This is a genomic window from Streptomyces sp. 184 (genome assembly GCF_045781775.1).
Taxonomy (GTDB): domain Bacteria; phylum Actinomycetota; class Actinomycetes; order Streptomycetales; family Streptomycetaceae; genus Streptomyces.
On record NZ_CP123230.1, the window covers coordinates 7,273,369 to 7,291,750 of the forward strand.

At 74.8% G+C, this 18,382-nt stretch carries 12 protein-coding genes and 1 pseudogene; 8 read left to right on the top strand and 5 right to left on the bottom strand.

What is annotated here, in order from left to right:
- Positions 1-87 precede the first annotated feature (87 nt).
- On the top strand, positions 88-2,988 hold the full coding sequence (locus QBL21_RS30885; RefSeq protein WP_407565518.1) for a BTAD domain-containing putative transcriptional regulator: 2,901 nt from the start codon (positions 88-90) through the stop codon (positions 2,986-2,988).
- A 60-nt stretch (positions 2,989-3,048) separates the two neighbouring features.
- On the opposite strand, the pseudogene QBL21_RS30890 reads toward QBL21_RS30885, so the two are convergent.
- Positions 3,049-5,996: pseudogene (locus QBL21_RS30890) on the bottom strand (BTAD domain-containing putative transcriptional regulator).
- A gap of 174 nt (positions 5,997-6,170) precedes the next feature.
- Here QBL21_RS30890 and QBL21_RS30895 point away from each other — a divergent pair.
- Positions 6,171-6,509 carry a hypothetical protein gene (locus QBL21_RS30895; RefSeq protein ID WP_407565519.1) on the top strand — a complete coding sequence of 113 codons (339 nt, stop codon included), beginning with the start codon at positions 6,171-6,173 and terminating at the stop codon, positions 6,507-6,509.
- 66 nt (positions 6,510-6,575) lie between these two features.
- Here the strand turns inward: QBL21_RS30895 and QBL21_RS30900 are convergent, their stop codons facing one another.
- Entirely contained in the window at positions 6,576-6,935 is a 360-nt protein-coding gene (locus QBL21_RS30900) for a helix-turn-helix transcriptional regulator (RefSeq protein ID WP_407565520.1), read from the bottom strand.
- Between the two features lie 470 nt (positions 6,936-7,405).
- Between QBL21_RS30900 and QBL21_RS30905 the strand changes: the two genes are divergently transcribed.
- On the top strand, positions 7,406-8,173 hold the full coding sequence (locus QBL21_RS30905) for a class I SAM-dependent methyltransferase (protein ID WP_407565521.1): 768 nt from the start codon (positions 7,406-7,408) through the stop codon (positions 8,171-8,173).
- Positions 8,174-8,324: 151 nt separating this feature from the next.
- Here the strand turns inward: QBL21_RS30905 and QBL21_RS30910 are convergent, their stop codons facing one another.
- Together QBL21_RS30910 and QBL21_RS30915 are read right to left on the bottom strand one after the other, a co-directional pair.
- Positions 8,325-9,605 (bottom strand): flavin-containing monooxygenase, encoded by a 1,281-nt coding sequence (locus tag QBL21_RS30910; protein WP_407565522.1) that lies wholly within the window; start codon positions 9,603-9,605, stop codon positions 8,325-8,327.
- Positions 9,606-9,693: 88 nt separating this feature from the next.
- Entirely contained in the window at positions 9,694-10,347 is a 654-nt protein-coding gene (locus QBL21_RS30915; RefSeq protein ID WP_407565523.1) for a TetR family transcriptional regulator, read from the bottom strand.
- A 236-nt stretch (positions 10,348-10,583) separates the two neighbouring features.
- Between QBL21_RS30915 and QBL21_RS30920 the strand changes: the two genes are divergently transcribed.
- Together QBL21_RS30920 and QBL21_RS30925 are read left to right on the top strand one after the other, a co-directional pair.
- A complete protein-coding gene (locus tag QBL21_RS30920; RefSeq protein ID WP_407565524.1) occupies positions 10,584-11,510 on the top strand; it encodes a VOC family protein in 927 nt (308 codons plus the stop codon).
- A gap of 226 nt (positions 11,511-11,736) precedes the next feature.
- Positions 11,737-14,400: a serine/threonine-protein kinase gene (locus tag QBL21_RS30925; protein WP_407565525.1), complete on the top strand. Its 2,664-nt coding sequence runs from the start codon at positions 11,737-11,739 to the stop codon at positions 14,398-14,400.
- Positions 14,401-14,502: 102 nt separating this feature from the next.
- On the opposite strand, the gene QBL21_RS30930 is transcribed toward QBL21_RS30925, so the two are convergent.
- Entirely contained in the window at positions 14,503-15,387 is an 885-nt protein-coding gene (locus QBL21_RS30930; RefSeq protein WP_407565526.1) for an NAD(P)-dependent oxidoreductase, read from the bottom strand.
- A 123-nt stretch (positions 15,388-15,510) separates the two neighbouring features.
- On the opposite strand from QBL21_RS30930, the gene QBL21_RS30935 reads away from it, so the two are divergent.
- The 3 genes from QBL21_RS30935 (at position 15,511) to QBL21_RS30945 (ending at position 18,375) form a co-directional block, all read left to right on the top strand.
- Positions 15,511-16,092 carry a winged helix-turn-helix transcriptional regulator gene (locus QBL21_RS30935; protein WP_407565527.1) on the top strand — a complete coding sequence of 194 codons (582 nt, stop codon included), beginning with the start codon at positions 15,511-15,513 and terminating at the stop codon, positions 16,090-16,092.
- Positions 16,093-17,055 carry a GNAT family N-acetyltransferase gene (locus QBL21_RS30940; protein ID WP_407565528.1) on the top strand — a complete coding sequence of 321 codons (963 nt, stop codon included), beginning with the start codon at positions 16,093-16,095 and terminating at the stop codon, positions 17,053-17,055.
- A gap of 243 nt (positions 17,056-17,298) precedes the next feature.
- Complete coding sequence (locus QBL21_RS30945) at positions 17,299-18,375, top strand: XRE family transcriptional regulator (RefSeq protein ID WP_407565529.1); 1,077 nt, start codon at positions 17,299-17,301, stop codon at positions 18,373-18,375.
- The last annotated feature ends 7 nt before the right edge of the window (positions 18,376-18,382 follow it).

Sequence of the window (18,382 nt, forward strand, 5' to 3'; positions counted from 1 at the left end):
AGGCCGTACGACCCGACGCTACAGACACCGCGTCGCGCCCCGCGGCAGACTGTCGGGCGGGGCCGGGCGGAGCAGAGGGGGTGGGGCATGGCAGGGCGTGGTGGGACATCGCCGGCCCGGGTCGGCGATGTCGGCGGGTTGCTGTACTTCGGCCTGCTCGGTCCGCCGGCGGCATGGCGCGGCAGCACGCCGATCAACATCGGCCCGCCGCAACAGCGCACCGTGCTGGCCGCGCTGCTGATCGGCTCCGGCCACCACGCCACCACCCACGAACTCGTGGACGCCGTCTGGGGCGAGGACCCGCCGCGCGATGCCGTGGGGACCGTACGGACGTACGTCTCGCGGCTGCGCAAGGCTCTCGGCCCGGATGCGGACCTCATCACCGGCCAGGCCGGCGGCTACGTGCTGCGGTCGGGAACCGGCGCCGTGTCGGACGTGGCGATCGCCGAACAGGCCGTCGCCCTGGCCGACGTGGCGGCGGAAGGCGGGGATGCCCAACGGGCCCGCTCGCTGCTCCGCGAGGCCCTGGCGCTCTGGGACGGCGAACCGCTCGCCGGGCTGCCCGGGGCGTTCGCGGAGACCGAGCGCGCGCGGCTCACCGAGTGGCGGTTGTCGCTGCTGGAGCGCCGGTTGGACCTCGACATCGAGGCGCACGACTACGCCGAGGCCGTCTCGGAGTTGACGGCGCTGACGGCGGGGTACCCGCTGCGGGAGCGGTTTCGCGAGCTGCTGATGCTCTCGTTGTCCCGCAGCGGGCGGCAGGCGGAGGCGTTGGCCGTCTATACGGACAGCCGGCGGCTCTTGATCGATGAGCTGGGAGTCGAGCCCGGCCCGAAGCTGGCGGAACTGCAACAGCGGATCCTCCGGGGAGGTGAGCAGTCTGTGGCGCCGGTGGCCATGACGCCTGTGCGGTTGTCGCCTGCTCAGTTGCCGGCGCGGTTGGCGGATTTCACGGGCCGGGACGCGTTCGTGGACGAGCTGGGCAAGCAGTTGGAGCAGGCGTCGGGCATGGTGATGGCGGTCTCCTCGGTCTCCGGCATCGGCGGTGTCGGCAAGACCACGCTGGCCGTTCACGTCGCGCACGCGGTACGGGAGTCGTTCCCGGACGGCCAGCTCTACGCCGATCTCCAGGGCGCGGGCGCCTCCCCGGCGGAGCCGGCGGCGGTCCTGGGATCGTTCCTACGTTCCCTGGGCACGCCGGACACCGAGATCCCCGAGCCGCTGGAGGAACGCGCGGCGCTGTACCGCTCGATGCTCGCGGGCCGCCGGGTGCTGGCGCTGCTGGACAACGCCCGCGACGCCGCCCAGATCCGGCCCCTCCTGCCCGGCACCGAAGGCTGCGCGGCCGTGATCACCTCGCGGGCAAGGATGGCGGACCTGGCCGGCGCCCACCACGTAGACCTCGACGTGATGGCCCCGGATGAGGCGCTGCTGCTGTTCACCCGCATCGTCGGCACCGAACGCGTCACCCCCGAACGCGACGCCGCGATGGACGTCGTCGCCGCCTGCGGCTTCCTGCCGCTGGCGATCCGCATCGCCGCCTCCCGCCTGGCGGCGCGCCGCACGTGGACCGTCTCGGTGCTGGCCCGGAAGCTGTCGGACGAACACCGCCGCCTGGACGAACTCCGCGTCGGAGACCTGGCGGTCAAAGCCACCTTCGAACTCGGCTACGGCCAACTCGAACCGGAGCAGGCCCGAGCCTTCCGCCTCCTGGGCCTGGTCGACGGCCCCGACATCTCCCTCAGCGCGGCAGCGGCCATCCTCGACCGCGACGAAGACGACACCGAAGAGCTGCTGGAAACCCTGGTCGACACCAGCCTCCTGGAATCCGCAGCCCCCGGCCGCTACCGCTACCACGACCTCCTCCGCCTCTTCGCCCGCACCTGCGCCCAACACGACCAGCCAGAGCCCCAACGAGACGCGGCACAGAACCGCCTCCTCGACTTCTACCTCGCCACCACCGCCCGCGTGTACGAACTCGGCCGCCCCGGCGACACCCTGATCAGACACCTGAACCCGACCGCGCACGCCGGTCTGGACTTCGACAGCCATCCCGCCGCGCAGGACTGGCTCTTCAGCGAAGCCGAGTGCCTGCTGGCCGCTGTTCGCCAGTTCGCCCGGGGCGACTCGCTCTCGCGCACCGTCGATCTGCTCCTCGCCGCCAAGGACCTCGCTGAGTCCGGCCTCTACTCCCCGCGGTTCGTGCCGCTCGCCGCCGCCACGCTCGAAGCCGCCGGAGAGGCCGACGACATCCGCAGCCAGGCCCGCGCCCACATCGTCCTGGCATCGGCCCACCAGTTCACGGGGCGCTTCGAGCTGTCGTACGAGCACGCCACCCGCGCCTGTCGCCTCGCCGATGCCTGCGGTGACATCTGGGCGGCCGGTGAGGGGGCGAACGACCGCGGTGTCACCGCCTCCCTCCTGGGGCATCAGGACGAGGCCACGCACAGCCTGGAGCGGGCTCTCGTCGCCTACCGGGAGGACGGGAACCTGGACGGTGAGTCCTGCGCCATGCGCAACCTCGCCCGTATCCACAGCGAGACGGGCTCGACGGCCAGAGCGATCGAGCTGGCGGAGCAGACGGTTCGGCTCGACGACCAGGCCAAGGCGCCGCTCCGCCTGGCGAGCAGCAGGTACTCCCTGGGCATCGTGCTCAACACCGCCGACCGGCATCTCGAAGCGCTCACCCAACTGGACGCGGCTGCCGCGCTCTTCCGGGCGAACCGCATGGAGCTGTGGGAGGGCCTGTCCTACTTCCGCATCGCGCAGGTCCACCTCGCCGTGCACGAACCGGCCGAGTCGGCTTCGTACGCCGAGAGGGCTCTGTCCCGCTTCCGCGGCATCGGGGGCGACTGGCACCGCGGCAGCGCGCTCACCGTCCTCGGCCGGGCACTCGGCGAACTCGGCCAGCCCGACCGGGCGCAGGCGTGTCTGACCGAGGCCCGCGAACTCCGCGAGTCCGGATCGACCAAGGCGCAGCAGGGATAAGAACCCGGCCTACGGGGGCGCGCCTCCGCGATGCGACGGGGCACGGGTCGGCAGCCGGTATCAGTCCGGCGCGATGGAGGCGAGCAGCGCGCTCACCTCGCCGGTCTCCGCGGAATCGGACTTCCGAAGCCGGGTTAGCGCTTCGGTCCAGCAGGCCCGTGCACGGCCCCGCTGACCCATCTCCAGCAGCGTACGGCCCAGGAGGGTGAGCACGATCCCGCGGTGCCAGTCGCCGCCGACGCTCTGTAACTGCCCGAGCGACTGCTCGGCGAGCACGGCGGCCTCGGAGTGCCGCTCGGCCGCGAACGCGGCTTCGGCCATACGGAAGTGCGTCATGCCGTCCCAGAAGTGCATGTGGTTCTCGCGGAAGAGCTCTAGCGCGGAGTCGAGTTGCGTGAGCGCGTCGTCCGGTCGGCCTGCCACGGTGATGATGCCGAGGGCGTACAAGCCGTTGGCCATCCGGAAGCTCGGGCCGAGCGTGTGGTGAATGGCAAGAGCCTGCTGCGCGAGCTCGACGGCGAGCGTCGTCCGCCCGGCGTCGCCGTGCATACGTGACAGGTTGGCCAACGCGCTGGCCTCGCCCAGCAGGTTCCCCTCGGCGCGGTAGGCGGCAAGGGCGTCCTCCAGGTGGATTGCGGCGTCGCTGGAGCGTCCCTGGATGTCGGCGACGATGCCGCGGTCGGAGGCGGCGTGGCCGTAGATGACCCGGTCTCCGCTTGCGCGCGCCAGCCGCATGGCCTCCGCGGCGTGCATTTCCGCCTGCTCGAACTGGCCGGAGTCGATGTACGAAGCGGACAGCACGTCGTGCACCCGGCCCTCGCTGCGGCGGTCGCCCGAGCGTTGCGCGGCCTCCAGCAGGTGGCCGGCAACCCGCGCGAACGGAAGCGAGTACCTCCCGGACTCGGCCAGGTCGACGGTCACCATGAGCAGGTCGACGGCGCGGGCGAGGGTGCTTGTGCCCACGAGCTGGCGCGCGGTGGCAAGCAGGCAGTCCGCCTCCCCCAGGCGCCAGTCCTGCGCGGTGTGCCGGTCGGCGAAGCGCAGGCCGCGGTGCGCCACCGCGGAGAGATGCGACGTGAGGTTGTCGCCGGGGCGGTCCAGCTCGTACACCCGTGCCGCTGTGGCCAGGTAGAAGTCGAGGAGGCGAGACGGTGCTGCCTCCCGTTCCGCCTCCGGTTCTTCGCGCTGGGCGCAGGTGCGGGCGAAGAGGCGGAGGAGGTCGTGGTAGCGGTAGCGGCCGGGGGCTGCGGATTCCAGGAGGCTGGTGTCGACCAGGGTTTCGAGGAGTTCTTCGGTGTCGTCTTCGTCGCGGTCGAGGATGGCCGCTGCCGCGCTGAGGGAGATGTCGGGGCCGTCGACCAGGCCCAGGAGGCGGAAGGCTCGGGCCTGCTCCGGTTCGAGTTGGCCGTAGCCGAGTTCGAAGGTGGCTTTGACCGCCAGGTCTCCGACCTGGAGTTCGTCCAGGCGGCGGTGTTCGTCCGACAGCTTCCGGGCCAGCACCGAGACGGTCCACGTGCGCGCGCCGCCAGGCGGGAGGCGGCGATGCGGATCGCCAGCGGCAGGAAGCCGCAGGCCGCTACGACGTCCATCGCCGCGCCCCGGTGGGGTTCGACCCTCTCGGTGCCGACGATGCGGGTGAAGAGCAGCAGCGCCTCGTCCGGGTCCATCACGTCCAGGTCGACGTGGTGCGCGCCGACGAGGTGGGCCATGCGGGCGCGGGAGGTGATCAGCGCCGCGCAGCCCTCGGTGCCCGGCAGCAGCGGCCGTACCTGGGCGGCGTCGCCCGCGTTGTCCAGCAGCGCCAGGACGCGGCGGCCCGCCAGGACGGAGCGGTACAGGGCGGCGCGCTCGGTCAGCGTCTCGGGGATGTCGGCGTCCGGAACGTTGAGGGCGCGGAGGAACGAGCCCAGGACGCCCAGCGGGTCGGCCGGTGACGAGCCCCAGCCCTGGAGGTCGACGTACAACTGGCCGTCCGGGAACGACTCCCGTACCGCGTGCGCGACGTGGACGGCCAGCGTGGTCTTGCCCACGCCTCCGATGCCCGAGACCGACGAGACCGCCATCACCATGTGCGGCGCCTGCACCAGTTGCTTGCCCAGTTCCTCCACCACGAGGCCCCGGCCGGTGAAGTCCGGGAGCGTGGCGGGCAGTTGCGCCGGTGGAACCGCGGTGGTCGCCCGGGCGGATGCCGTCGGTGCCGGCTGGTCCCTGCTCCGCAGGATCCGCTGCTGCAACGCGGCGAGTTCAGGGCCCGGTTCCACGCCGAGTTCGTCCGTGAGGTGGCGGCGTGTGTCCGTGTACACCGCCAGGGCCTCCGCCTGCCGGCCGCTGCGGTACAGCGCCAGCATCAGCAGCTCGCGGAAGCGCTCGCGCAGCGGGTGCGCCGCCGTCAGTGCCGTCAGCTCCGAGATCGCCTCCGCGCGCCGCCCCACCTCGACGTCCAGCTCCAGCCGGCCTTCCAGCAGCGACAGCCGCCACTCGGCCAGCCGGGTGCGCTGCCGTTCCACGTACGGGCCGGGGAGGCCGGCGAGGGGTTCGCCGTCCCACAGCTCCAGCGCGTCGCCGCGCAGTTCGCGGGCCCGCTCGGGGTGGCCCGCCGCCAGGGCGGCGTCCGCTTCGGCGGCCAGGCGGGTGGCGGTCTCGACGTCGAGTTCGGCGCCGGCGCGCAGGTGTACGGCGTAGCCGCCGGCTTCGCCGCGCAGCAGGTCAGCGTCGGGGCCGAGGGCGCGGCGGAGGCGGGAGACGTAGGTGCGTGCGGTCCCCACGGCGTCGCGCGGCGGGGCCTCGCCCCAGACGGCGTCGACGAGTTCTTCCACGGACACGTGCCGGCCGCCGCGCAGCAGCAGCATGGCGAGCACGGCCCGCTGCTGCGGCGAGCCGATGTTCAGGGGCTGTCCGTCGCGCCTGACCCGCACCGGCCCCAGCAGGGCGAAGCGCACCGACGCGCCCTTTGCCGGGCCGTGTTCGGGTGACGCGGCGCGTAACCCGGCGCGCTGGCCTTCGGACATGCCCACCCCCTGCCCAGTCCCGCGCACACAGTCTGCCGCACCCGGGACATCCGCCGCCACCGGCCCATTCCCCGGCATTTCCGCGGCCGTCCGCCGGGGCCGATTGACAGCGGATTGACGACCCTCGACGCGCTGTCCACAGCGTGTCCATGGGTGTCCGTTTCGCTGTACGGCATGAGCGATTCGACTCCCCGGGCAACAGCGCAGACACACGGTCTCCGTCTCGTCGTCGACGAATTTCCGGACGAGCGGTTCAGCCACCGGTCCGTACGACAGCTCGCCGCACCGCCGCCGCCTCACCTGGTGCCGGTGCTGGCCGAGTTGTCGCGCGGGACGCCGGACACGGTCGCCTGCCGCAATCTGCACATGTCCCCGCGGACGTACAGCAGGCGGGTGGCCGAACTGCTGGAGCACCTCGGCGCGGAGAGCCGCTTCCAGGGCGGGGCGCAGGCGGTGCGGCGGGGGTGGCTCGTGGGGGCGTGCCTCGCCGATACGGCGGAGGGCGCCCGCTGATCCGCTGCGCGGCGGTCAGCGCGCGGTGGGCGGCGGACAGCGCGCGGTCAGCGGCGGGTGCACCGGTCAGCGGCGGGCGGAGTTCGCCGGCGGGCGGGGCGCGCCCGCGGTGCGCGGTCGCGGCGGTTCCTTCGCGTCCGGTGGTTCCGGAAGGTCCACGAGATCGAGATACGCGAAGGCGAAGACCGCCGCCCCGGAGCGCGAACGCACTCCGATCTTGCGTACGGCATTGCTGAGGTGCGCCCGTACCGTCCGTTCCGAGATTCCCAGCCGGCGGGCGATGAGGCGGTTTCCCGCGCCCGTACCGACGAGGAAGAGCGTCTGCCGCTCGCGATCGGTCAGCGACGGTATTCCGTCCGGATCTCCCGGAGCCCGTAAACCTCCTTTCGCAGTGGTCTCACACGCGCTCGACTTCCTCTGGCCCACGACCGTTAGACCTCCCAGCCCCCCGTTTCGCAGTGGTATGGCAGCCGTGAAAATATTCGGGCGGCCGGACGCACGTCAAGGAATCAGGACGTCCCCGTCCAATGCTGGCTATTTCTCGCCAATGTGTCCGAGGCGCCCTTGCCCCGGCACCTCGTGCGCCCCTGAGGCGCCCCTGCCGCCCCGCCCCCGACCGGGCCCCGACGGTGCTCCGACCGGGCTCCGCGGCGGGCCGTGAGGGCGATGAACGAAAGCTTGACGTGGGCATTAACCAAACGTTGATCGGTCGCTGCCATTCTCTTATCAGGCCCGCCAGCAGGGGGAATGCCGGGCCGAGCGGTCGGCCGCTATCTACACCGATCAGGTGGGCGGCCAACACGGTGCCCGTCCGATGACCATCAGGGGAAGTCGTCGGACGGGCACCGTCCTCGTTTCACGTACGGTCGTGCTCCGGGCGGGAGGGAGTGCGCGCAATGGAGCGGGACGTGCGGTCCGTGGAGGACGTACTGCGGCTGCTGGACGGGATGTTCGCGACCGGTGCCGATCGGTGGACCGAGCAGGGCGGCGGCTGGTGGGACGGCTTCTACGCGGACCGGGAGCGGGACGTCCCGTTCTTCGCCGACAAGCCGGACGAGAACCTGGTCTCGTATCTGGACCGCGACCTCGTCGCCCCCGGCCGGGCACTCGACCTCGGCTGCGGCCCGGGCCGCAACGCCGTCTTCCTCGCCGCCCACGGCTTCGACGTCGAGGCCGTCGACCTCTCCGCCACCGCCGTTGCCTGGGGCGAGGAGCGGGCGCGCGAGGCGGGGGTGGCGGTGCGGTTCCACTGCGGGGACGCCTTCGGTCTCGTACGGGACGAGCCCGGCCCGCTGCGCGGCGGACCGTACGACCTCATCTACGACTCCGGCTGCTTCCACCACCTGCCCCCGCACCGCCGCGTCAGCTACCTCGCCCTGCTGCGCGACCACCTCGCCCCCGGCGGGCACTTCGGCCTCGCCTGCTTCGCCGCCGGGCCCGGGGGCATGGGCTCGGAGCTGCCGGACGCCGCGTTCTACGGGGACGGCCGGCGGCACGGCGGACTGCGCGGCGGGCTGGCGTACACGCCGGAGTCGCTGCGGTGGGTCTTCGCCGGACCGGGGTGGGAGGAGGTCGAGTTGCGGCGGATGCGGGACGAGGGGGCCGAGTCGCCGTACTTCGGGGAGGCGTTCCTGTGGACGGCCCTCTTCCGGCGGGCTGCCTGACACCGGCGCGTTCCGGCCGCGGGCACCGGGGCCTTCGCCCGCCCTCAGCGCGTTCTGCCCGCGGAGCGCCGGGGCCTTCGCCCGCGCTCGGCGGGTTCCGCCCGCGGGGCCCCGAGGTCGGCGTCCGTGCCGCCTCGCGTCCCCCCTCGGGTCAGGCTCGGCTTCTTGCCACCGCTCTTGCCAACTTGCCCGCCTCCACGCCGATTTCCCGCAGGCTCCCGCTGACCGCCGCCGTGTAGCCGACGAAGTGCAGTCCCGGTGCCCCCTCCGGTGCCCGCCAGCCGCGGGTGCGGGGCAGGCCGTGGGCGTCCAGGACGTCCAGGTGGCCGACCACGTCCTCCAGGCCGCGGCGCCAGCCCGTCGCGGCGATCACCGCCTCCGGTTCCGTGCGGTCGCCGTCCGCGAGGATCACGCCGCCGGTGTCCAGTGACGCCACCGCCGGGACCGGGAGCACCCGGCGGGCGCGTACGGCCGCGATGAGGCCCTTGTCCACGATCGGGACCGCGCCCTCGCGGGCCCGGGTGTAGAGCCCGCTCGCCGGGCGCGGCAGGCCGTACTCGCCGAGGTCCGGGACCGCGACGCGGCCCGCGCGGGCCGCCAGCCGGTCGACGGTGCGGGCCGGGAGGGCGGCGCCGAGGCGGCGGCCCGCCGCCGCGCCCCACGCGGCCGTCGGCCGGCGCACGATGTGCGGCAGTGTCCGTACCGCGAGGCGCACCCGCTTCGCGCCGCCGTCCGCCAGGTCGACGGCGATCTCGGCGCCGGTGTTGCCCGCGCCGACGACGAGGACGTCCTTGCCCTCGTACGGGGCGGGGTTGCGGTAGTGCGCGGCATGCAGCAGTTCGCCGCGGTACGTGTCGCGGCCGGGCCAGTCCGGTACGTACGGGGTGTGGCAGTAGCCCGTGGCGACGACGACGCGGCGGGCGTCGAGGACCCGGCCGCCGGTCGCGGCGACCTTCCAGCCGGCGCCCACCGCCCGGCCGCCGCCCACCGCCCGGCCGGCGCCCACCGCCCGGCCGCCGCCCGCCGCCCGGCCGGCGCCCTCCGCCACGCCGCCGCCCTCCGCGCGGTCCACCCGCTCCACCTCGACGTTGTGCACGATCTCCAGCTCGTGGTGCTCCGCGTACTCCTCCAGGTAGTGCGCGAGGTGGTCCCGCCCCACCCACCGCCCGTACCGGCGCGGGATCGGCATGCCCGGCAGCGCCGAGATGCCCCGCGGGGTGTGCAGCCGCAGCCCGTCGTAGTGCCGGCGCCACGAGTCGCCGACCCGGGCGGCCCGCTCCAGGACCACGGCCCGGGTCCCGGCCGCCCGCAGTGCCGCGGCCGTCGCGAGCCCCGCGGGGCCGCCGCCGACGACGAGAACCGGTCGGTCGTCCCGGGCGCCGGGGGCTGGCAACGGATGCGCGCGTTCTGAAGGGACACGGTCATCAGCCATGCCGGTGAGCGTAGTGCGGCGACGGCCGCCGTCCGGTGGGTTGCGGGGCTCGTAGCACTAACGATTCAGCAGCGGCTGCCCCCGGCGCTCACGCCTGCTTCGGCGGCTTCCGCCCCGTCACCCCGAGGTGCACCAGCAGCGCCAGTGACGGCTTGAGGTCCGCCTGCTTCACGCCCCAGGTCTGGAACGCCTTCTGGTGCGCCGCCACTCCCGCGAGCATCACCACCAGCGACCCGGCCACCGCCGCCGGGTGCACGGCCTCGTCGACCTTGCCCTTCGCCTGAAGCTCCCGGACCGACTCGGTCAGGGACTTGGTGACGGAGTTGAGGATCTTCATCCGGATCTTGTAGAACCGCTTGTCGCCCTCCGCGGCCCCGAGGTCGACGACCCGCAGGATCGCCTCGTTCCGCCGCCAGAACCCCAGGAACCCGTCGACCAGTTCCTCCGCGGCCTGCGCGCCGGACCTGCCGGCCCACGAGCGGCCGGCGACCAGTTCGGTCAGCCCGGCGCCCTCCTTCGCCATCTGCTCCGCAAGTTCCAGGACGGCGCCTTCCACATCCGGGAAGTACTGGTAGAAGGTCGCGGGCGACGTGCCCGCCCGGCGGGCGACGTCGATGACCTTGACGTCCCGGTACGGCGAGGAGTCGAGCATCTCGCCGAGGCATTCGAGCAACTTGGTGCGGGTCGCCTGGCCGCGCCGGCCGGCGACACGGCCGTCGACCGTCCGAACTTGACCTGTCATGCCGTCAGCTTACCGACGGGTGATCGAACCGCGATCTGGCGAGGGCAAACGGGGAGGTCACACGGTCGGAAGTGCGCGAATTGCCACTCTCGAACAGAATTGACCCGACGTTCGGGGTATTTTCGCAACAGTCGATGTCCCCTACCGATACGTTGGCGAGGCGACCCCACGCACGATCCCCGTCACGCCCCCCTCACGCCCACCCCCCTCACGGTCACGTGGAAGGACGACGACGGATGGACGTATTCGCCGAGGGCTCACCCTGCTGGGCCGACGCCACCCTGCCCGACCTCCGCGCCGGCGAGCGCTTCTACGGCGAGCTGTTCGGCTGGACGTTCACGGAGGGCGGCGCGGGAACGGACGCCGGCACGGCCTTCCCCCGGCACTCCCGGGCGCTCCTCGACGGCAAGCCGGTCGCCGCGCTCGTCGCCAAGCGGGACGGCCGGATGCCCACCGTCTGGGGCGTCCACCTGGCCAGCCCGGACCTCACCGAGACCGTGACGAAGATCCAGCGGGCCGGCGGCACCGTGCTCACCGGGCCCGCGGGGGTCTCGGACGCCGGCCGCTCGGCGGTGGTCGCGGACCCGGACGGCGCGGTGTTCGCCGTCTGGCAGGGCGGCACACGGCCGGGCTTCGGCGCGACGGACGTGCCGGGCGCCTTCTGCTGGACCGAGGTCTACGTACGCGACGCGGCGGCGGCCGACGCCTTCTACCCGGCCGTCTTCGGCTACGAGTTGCAGGATCCGCCGTTCGACGCGGGCGACTTCAAGGCGTGGACGCTGCCGGGTTCGGGCCGGCAGGTGGCGGGGCGGGCGCTCGTCGGGGACGTGCTGCCGGCGGAGATGCCGCCGCACTTCCTCGTCTACTTCCGGGTGGGCGACGTGGACGACGCGCTCAGGACGGTACGGCGCCAGGGCGGGCGGGTGCTGGTGGAGCGGCAGGAGATTCCGGGGGCGACGTTCGCGGTCGTCGTGGACAACCAGGGGGCGGCGTTCGCGGTGATGGACGGCGAGTCGGGCGGGGACGGCGAGTCGGGCGGCGAGGGCGCGGGGGTCGCGGCCGAGGCTGCCGACGCCCGCGGTGCCGATGCCCGCGGTGCCGACGCCGGCGGGCGGGCCGCGGAGGCCCCCTCCACCCCCACCACCAGCGCCGACGGGGCCTGACCCCGTGCTGTCCCGCGCCTCGCGGACCGTACGGCGCGCGGGGTTCCGCCGGACCCGGCGGTTCCAGGGGCGGCGGTGCCCCGAGCCGCCCCCCGGGTTAGGCCCGGCACGTTCCGGAGTGGAGAATCGGCAGGCGTACTTTCGGGACTGACGGCCGTACGCCTGCGGTGAGAGGCTGAGGGGGGCCCGGTTCCCGGGAGCCCCCGACGGGGAGGTGGAGGGTTACGTGGTCGAGCAGCTTGCGCAGCACGACCCGAGGCGGATCGGTCCTTTCGAGGTGCTCGGCAGGCTGGGCGCCGGCGGCATGGGGCTCGTCTATCTCGCGCGGTCGGCGTCCGGCCGCCGCGTAGCGATCAAGACCGTCCGCACCGAGCTGGCGGAGGACCAGCTCTTCCGCGTGCGCTTCACCCGCGAGGTCGAGGCCGCCCGGGCCGTCAGCGGCTTCTACACCGCCCCCGTCGTGGACGCCGACCCCCGGGCCGCCGTGCCGTGGCTGGCCACCGCGTACATGCCCGCGCCGTCGCTGGAGGAGATGGTCAACGACTGCGGGCCGCTGCCGCCGCAGGCCGTGCGGTGGGTGGCCGCCGGCGTCGCGGAGGCGCTCCAGTCCATCCACGGCGCCGGGCTCGTCCACCGCGACCTCAAGCCGTCCAACGTGCTCGTCCTGGAGGACGGGCCGCGCGTGATCGACTTCGGTATCGCCTCCGGTGTCTCCAACACCCGGCTGACCATGACCAACGTCGCCGTCGGCACGCCCGCGTACATGTCGCCGGAGCAGGCGCGCGACTCGCGCAGCGTGACGGGCGCCAGCGACGTCTTCTCGCTCGGCTCCACCCTCGTCTTCGCGGCTACGGGCCACGCGCCGTTCCATGGCGCGAACCCCGTCGAGACCGTGTTCATGCTGCTGCGCGAGGGGCCCGACCTGGAGGGGCTGCCGGCGGAGCTGCGCCCGCTCATCGAGGCGTGCATGCAGATGACCGCCGACCACCGGCCCAGCCCGGAGGCGCTCCAGTCCGACCTGGCGCCGCATCTCTTCGGCGCCGCGGGCGACGACAGCGGTACGGCGTCGGCGTGGCTGCCGCGTACCGCGATCCGGATGATCGAGGCGCGCCGCGGGGCCGCGGCCACGCTGGGCGGGGCCGGGTCCGGGGGTTCCGCGGGGCGCAACGGGGGGTCGCGGGGGTCCTCCGCTTCGCGCCGGTCGATGCCGCCGCGGCCCACGCACCCGCCGGGACCGCCGCCCGGGGCGGCGCCGTCCGCGGGGCCGGGGGCCGGGCCCGTACCGCAGTCTCCGCCGCATTCGGCGCAGCAGCCCGCGCCGCACTCCCACGGCCCCGGCCGGCACGCCGGTGCACCCGGCTCCGCGCACGGCCCCGGACCCGGCGGTTCCGGGCCCGCCCATGCCGCGCCCGGCGGCGCTCCGCCCGCACCCCCCGGGGCGCCGCCGGAGCGCGTCTCCGCGCCCCCGGCCGCCGGGGCCGCCGCCGCGCCTCCGCACGCCGGCCCCGAGGTCCAGTTGGCCGGCGCGCCCGTGCCCATCGGCCCGGGCCCCCGCGTCGTGGACGCCCGCGCCGCGCGTGCCCGCGCCGCCGCCGACGGCGGGCTCGACCTCGGCTGGGCCCGCCCCCGCGGCGGCGCACCGCACGCCGGGCAGCCGGCGCCCGGCCCGCACTCGGGCCACCGGCCCGGCGCCTCCCCGCCCACCACCGCGCCCGCGCCCCCCGCCGAGGCCGTGCCGGCGGAGCCGGCGCGGTGGCGGCCGTGGCGGTTCCGGATGTCGAACGACGTCTGGGGCAAGCCCGTCGTCTCCGGGAACCTGCTCTACGTCACCTCCTTCGAGGTCCACGCCCTGGACGTGACCAGCGGCAGGCGGCAGTTCAAGACCCGCGAGGTCGCCTGGTCCATGGCGCTGTCCGAGGGCCTGATCCACGCCTCGGACGGCCCCAGCCTCTACGCCCTCGACGCCGCCGACGGCCGCGAGCGCTGGCGCCAGGGCACGGGCGGCTGGGTGTACTCGCTCCAGGTCGCCGCCGGCACCGTCGTCACCGGCACCCGCGGCGGCGGCATGCAGGCCCGGCACGCGGCGACCGGCGAGCCGCTGTGGGAGCTGAACGGCGCCCAGACGGAGTTCGAGACGCAGGAGGCCGGGCCGCTGGTCCACGACGGCACGGTGTACGTCTGGGGGGACGGCCGGCTGCGCGCCCTGGACACCAGGTCCGGCGCCGAGCGCTGGTCGTACCCGATCGGCGACGCCGCCGCCTGCGGCGGCGTCCCGGTGCGGCTGCTCCCGGTGGAGGCCACCGCCGGTACGGCCGCCGGGGCGACGGTCTTCGCGGCGGCGGGCAAGCGGGTCCTCGCCCTGGACGCGGCGTACGGCACGCTGCGCTGGACGTTCGAGGCCCCGGCGGTGATCCTCAGCCCGCCCGCGTACGCCCCGGGCGCGGCCCTCGCGGGCGGCGGCGTCTTCGTCGCCGACCACCTCGGTACGGTCTACGCCCTCGACGCCGCGGACGGCCGCGAGCGCTGGCGCATCGCCACGGAGGCCCGGCAGTCCATCGAGCCCGTGCTCGTCGCGGACGGCCACGTCCACGTCGGCAGCGGCGCCGCGCTCTACACCCTCGACGCCGTCGCCGGCACCCCGATGTGGCGCTTCGCCACCCGCGGCGACCTGATCGGCGCCCCGGTGGCCGCGGACGGCCGCGTCCACTTCGGCTCCGCGGACCACTGCATCTACGCGGTCGACGCGGTCGGCGGCCAGCTCCGCTGGAAGCTGGCGACGGACGGCGAGATCACCGGGTCCCCGGTGGTCGCGAACGGCGTCGTGTACGCCTGTAGCAAGGACCGCTGCGTCTACGCCCTGGACGCCGAGAAGGGCACGGCCCGCCGCTGACCCGGGGCCGCCCGCCGGTCCGTCTGCCCGCCCGGCCGCCTGCCTGACCGCGCGACCCGCCGGCCCGGCCCGGTCGCCCGCCGCCCGCCCGGCCGCCCCGCCTCAGCGCAGCAGGTCGACCATGCCCCTCGGCCTCCCCGCCTCGTCGCGCTCCGCCAGGCAGCGGCGCATCAGCTCGAAGTACGGGGTCAGCAGCTCGGTGCTGACGCCCTGTTGGCGGGCGGTGTCGAGGAACGTGGGCGTACCGGCCACCTGCATCGCGAGGGCGGCGACCTCCTCCTCCGCCTGCCCGCCGCCGTCCGCGGCGAGGTCGGCGGCGATCCGGTGCGCCGCCGGGGCCATCGCCGTCAGCCAGTCGGCCAGCAGCCCGGCGAACGCCGCCGGGTCCACGTCCTCCCCGCGGATCAGCGCGAAGGCGTGCGTGACGCCGGCGAACATGCCGTACATGGCGCTCAGCAGCGCCACGTCGTGCAGCGCCGCGAAGCCCGGGTCCGCGCCGACGTAGGCGGTGCCGGCCGGGACCGCCAGCGTCGCGCGGTGCCGGTCGTACAGCGCTCGCGGGCCGCTGTAGAAGACGTAGCCGCCGGCCTCCGGGACGCCGATCATCGGCGGTACGGCCATGATCCCGCCGTCGAGGTAGCGCGCGCCCCGCTCGGTCACCCACGCGGCGCGGGTGCGGGCCTGGGCGGGGGTGCACGTCGTCAGGTTCACCACGTCCCTGCCGGCGAGGTCCGCGCCGGCCAGCACCTCGCCGACCGACACGTCGTCCAGCAGGCAGAGGACGACCAGCTCGCCGGCCGCGACCGCCGCCGCAGCGCTCTCGGCGGTACGGGCGCCTTCGGCGGCCAGCGCGTCGGCGCGGGCGGGGGTGCGGTTCCAGACTGTCGTCGGGTGGCCGGCGGCGAGCCAGGCGCGGGCCAGTGCGGTGCCCATGGCACCGAGGCCGAGAAGGGTCACGGGAGTCTTGTCATCGGTGTCCGTTGTCATGACGACAAGGCTGGTCACAGCCCTGTGGACGGACAAGTACGCACTTTGGAGTGGGTGGTTACCCTGGGGTGAGCAAGCACGTCGGCGGGGGTGCGGAAGCGGTGGACGACTGAAGGGCGGAGCATGACCACACTGAACCGGCCCGGCGCGCCGGACGGCCATGTCTGCGGCATCGACGCCGCGATGGAGATCATCGGCGGCAAGTGGAAGGTGCTGATCCTCTGGGCGCTGGACGACCGCCCGGCCCGCCGCTTCGGCGAGTTGCGCCGGCTGCTGCCGGGGATCACGGAGAAGGTGCTCGCGTCCCACCTGCGCGAGATGGAGGCGGACGGGATCGTCCGGCGGGTGTCGTACGAGGAAGTGCCGCCCCGCGTCGAGTACTCACTGACGGCTGACGGCATCCGGCTCAACGCGGCCCTGGTGCCACTGGCGACCTGGGGCCGGGACCGCGCCGCCGCGCACGCCGCGGACGGGCAGGCGACCGGTACAGGAGCCGCAGACGAGCCGGCCCCGGGCGGCGAGCAGACCTCCGGCGAGCACGCCGCCGCCGCGCGGGCCACGGACGAGCGGGGCGCTCCCGCGCGCACCGCCGACGCGCGCACCGCCGCCGCGCAGCCGCCACGCGCGCGTATCCCCGGTCCGTCCACCGGCCCGTCCCCCGGCCGCGTCCCCGCCGCCCGCGGCAGCGCCAAGCGGGCCGGCTAGATGTGCCGTTACCCCCGTCACCTGGCCATACCGTCCCCCTCCGACCTCGCCGTACGCCCCTACACCCCCGCCGACGAGCGCACCGCGCTCGACCTCGTCAACGCCGACCGCCTGCCCGGCCAGCCGCCCGCCACCCCCGCCATGCTCGCCGACGCCCTCGCCGGCCGCTCCCGCGCCGACGCCGACTGGTGGGCCGAACTCGACCCGCCCGCCACGGCCGTCGCCACCGGCCCCGGCGGCGCCGTGTTCGGCATCGTGTCGTACGCGCTGCGCCCCGGGGACGACACCGGCGTGATCCTGTGGGCGCACTGCCGCGAACGCCCGCCGGTCGCCCACGCGCTGGTCGGCCACGCCGTCGCCGCCCTCGCGCCGCGCGCCATCGACGCCTTCCACATCACCTCGGCGCTCAGCCTCGGCCTGGAGTGCCTGCCGGTACGCAACCGCCCCGCCACCCGCGCCGCCCTGGCCCGCGCCGGCTTCGCGGACAACCGCCGCTGGCGCTACCTCCGCCGCGAACTCCCCGCCCCCGAACTCCCCCGCCTCCCGGGCCCGGTCATCGGCCCGGGCCCCGACGGCGACCAGCGGAAGCGGCAGTTGACCGTACGGGACGAGGCCACCGGCACCGACGTCGCCGAAGCCCTCGTCGGCGCCCACGACGGCTACGGCGCGCTGTGGTGGATCGGCGTCGAGGAGCACTCCCGGGGCCGCGGCCTCGCCCGCCGCCTGCTGGGCTCCGCGCTCGCCACGCTGACGGACGACCTGGGCGCGTCGCAGGTGATCCTGCTGCTGGACGACGACGACACCGACGCCACGGCCCAGGACGTCAGGGACCGTACGGCGGCGGGCGCGCTCTACGACCGGGCGGGGTTCACGGAGGTCGACGTCCTGCACGCCTTCACCCGCGCACCCGCACCCGCGCCTGTGTCCACACCCTCGCCCGCGTCCGCCTCCGCTCCCACATGACGTGGGCCCAGCGCCGTCGCTCCGACACCGTCCGGGACCCCGCCCCCCGGTCGGGGCCCCGGACGGCTCCCCCGGTGGAGCGGACGGGCCGTCGGACATCGAGAATGTGCGCCGTACCGCGGCGTTGACAAGGCACCTGAGTGTTCACGTGTGTTCGGAACGCTGCTCAGCCGTTCCGAACGTGTGCGAACACGGCCGGTTTCCAGGTCGCAGGGCAGCCGGGGGTGCCGCCATGCTGTGGTCATGAGCCAAGAGGGCGGCGGTTCTGCCGGGCCGCAGTCGGGAGCGCCGCAGCCGGGAGCACCCCGGCCGGAAGCGCCGCAGCCCGGGCAGCTCCGTACGCGGGCCGAGTACGTCGCAGCGCTGCGCGCGTTACGTACGTGGTCGGGGCTGACGTACCGCGAGCTGGAGGCCAAGGCCACCGCGCACGCCGACTCCCTGCCGGCCAGCACGATCGCCACCACCCTGGGCCGGGCCTCGCTGCCCCGGGAGCGCTTCGTCGACGCCTTCACCCGCGCCTGCGGCCTGGCGGACCAGGACGCCGACCGGTGGCTGGAGGCGCGCCGCCGCATCGCCACGGACGAACACGCGCCCCCCGCCGCCGGGTCCGCACCCCCGCCCGCGAGCGGCGACACGGGCCCGCCGACCGCCCCGCCCGCCCGGGGCGCGCCGCGGTGGCGGTGGGCGGCCGGGCTGGTCGCGGCGGTGGGGATCGGCGTCGGCGGCACGCTGGGCGTACAGGCGCTGTCCGGCTCGTCCGAGTCCGGCGAGCCGCGCGCGGCGCGCGGCGCGGATCCGATACCGGGGCTGGACATGAAGGCGGTGGGCAGTTGGGCGCGGATCCATCCGGCCCGTACGCCGGACCTCTGCGTCAGCGAGGGGACGGACCGCAGCGGGAGTTACCGCACGGCGGTCGCGGCCCAGCAGCTCTGCGCGCGGGCCGAGCATCCCCGCGTCTTCCTCGAACCCGTCGGCGACGGCGCGGTGCAGATCCAGTGGCACCACCCCGAGCACGGCATCGGCTGCCTGACGGCCCTGCGCGCGGGCCCGGGCCGGGGGCTGCTGGAACCGCGCGACAACTGCGCGGACGACGACCCGGGCCAGCGCTTCCGCCTGGAGCCCGCCGAGCCGGTCGAGCCCACCGGTTCCGCCGAGTCCGCCGGCCGGCAGGCCACCCCGCACTTCCGCATCCGCCCCGACACCGGCCAGTGCCTGGCTCTGCGCGACGAGGACACCGCCCCCGGCGCCGAGATCGTCCAGCGCGACTGCTCGGACGCCGCCGACCAGGAGTTCCGTATCGCCCTCGCCCCGCCGCCGTAGCCGGGGC

Coding starts and splice junctions, on each gene's coding strand:
- QBL21_RS30920 (WP_407565524.1), top strand. CDS start 10,584: ATGGACGTATTCGCCGAGGGCTCACCCTGCTGGGCCGACGCCACCCTG.
- QBL21_RS30915 (WP_407565523.1), bottom strand. CDS start 10,347: ATGACAGGTCAAGTTCGGACGGTCGACGGCCGTGTCGCCGGCCGGCGC.
- QBL21_RS30885 (WP_407565518.1), top strand. CDS start 88: ATGGCAGGGCGTGGTGGGACATCGCCGGCCCGGGTCGGCGATGTCGGC.
- QBL21_RS30945 (WP_407565529.1), top strand. CDS start 17,299: ATGAGCCAAGAGGGCGGCGGTTCTGCCGGGCCGCAGTCGGGAGCGCCG.
- QBL21_RS30935 (WP_407565527.1), top strand. CDS start 15,511: ATGACCACACTGAACCGGCCCGGCGCGCCGGACGGCCATGTCTGCGGC.
- QBL21_RS30940 (WP_407565528.1), top strand. CDS start 16,093: ATGTGCCGTTACCCCCGTCACCTGGCCATACCGTCCCCCTCCGACCTC.
- QBL21_RS30905 (WP_407565521.1), top strand. CDS start 7,406: ATGGAGCGGGACGTGCGGTCCGTGGAGGACGTACTGCGGCTGCTGGAC.
- QBL21_RS30910 (WP_407565522.1), bottom strand. CDS start 9,605: ATGGCTGATGACCGTGTCCCTTCAGAACGCGCGCATCCGTTGCCAGCC.
- QBL21_RS30895 (WP_407565519.1), top strand. CDS start 6,171: ATGAGCGATTCGACTCCCCGGGCAACAGCGCAGACACACGGTCTCCGT.
- QBL21_RS30930 (WP_407565526.1), bottom strand. CDS start 15,387: ATGACAACGGACACCGATGACAAGACTCCCGTGACCCTTCTCGGCCTC.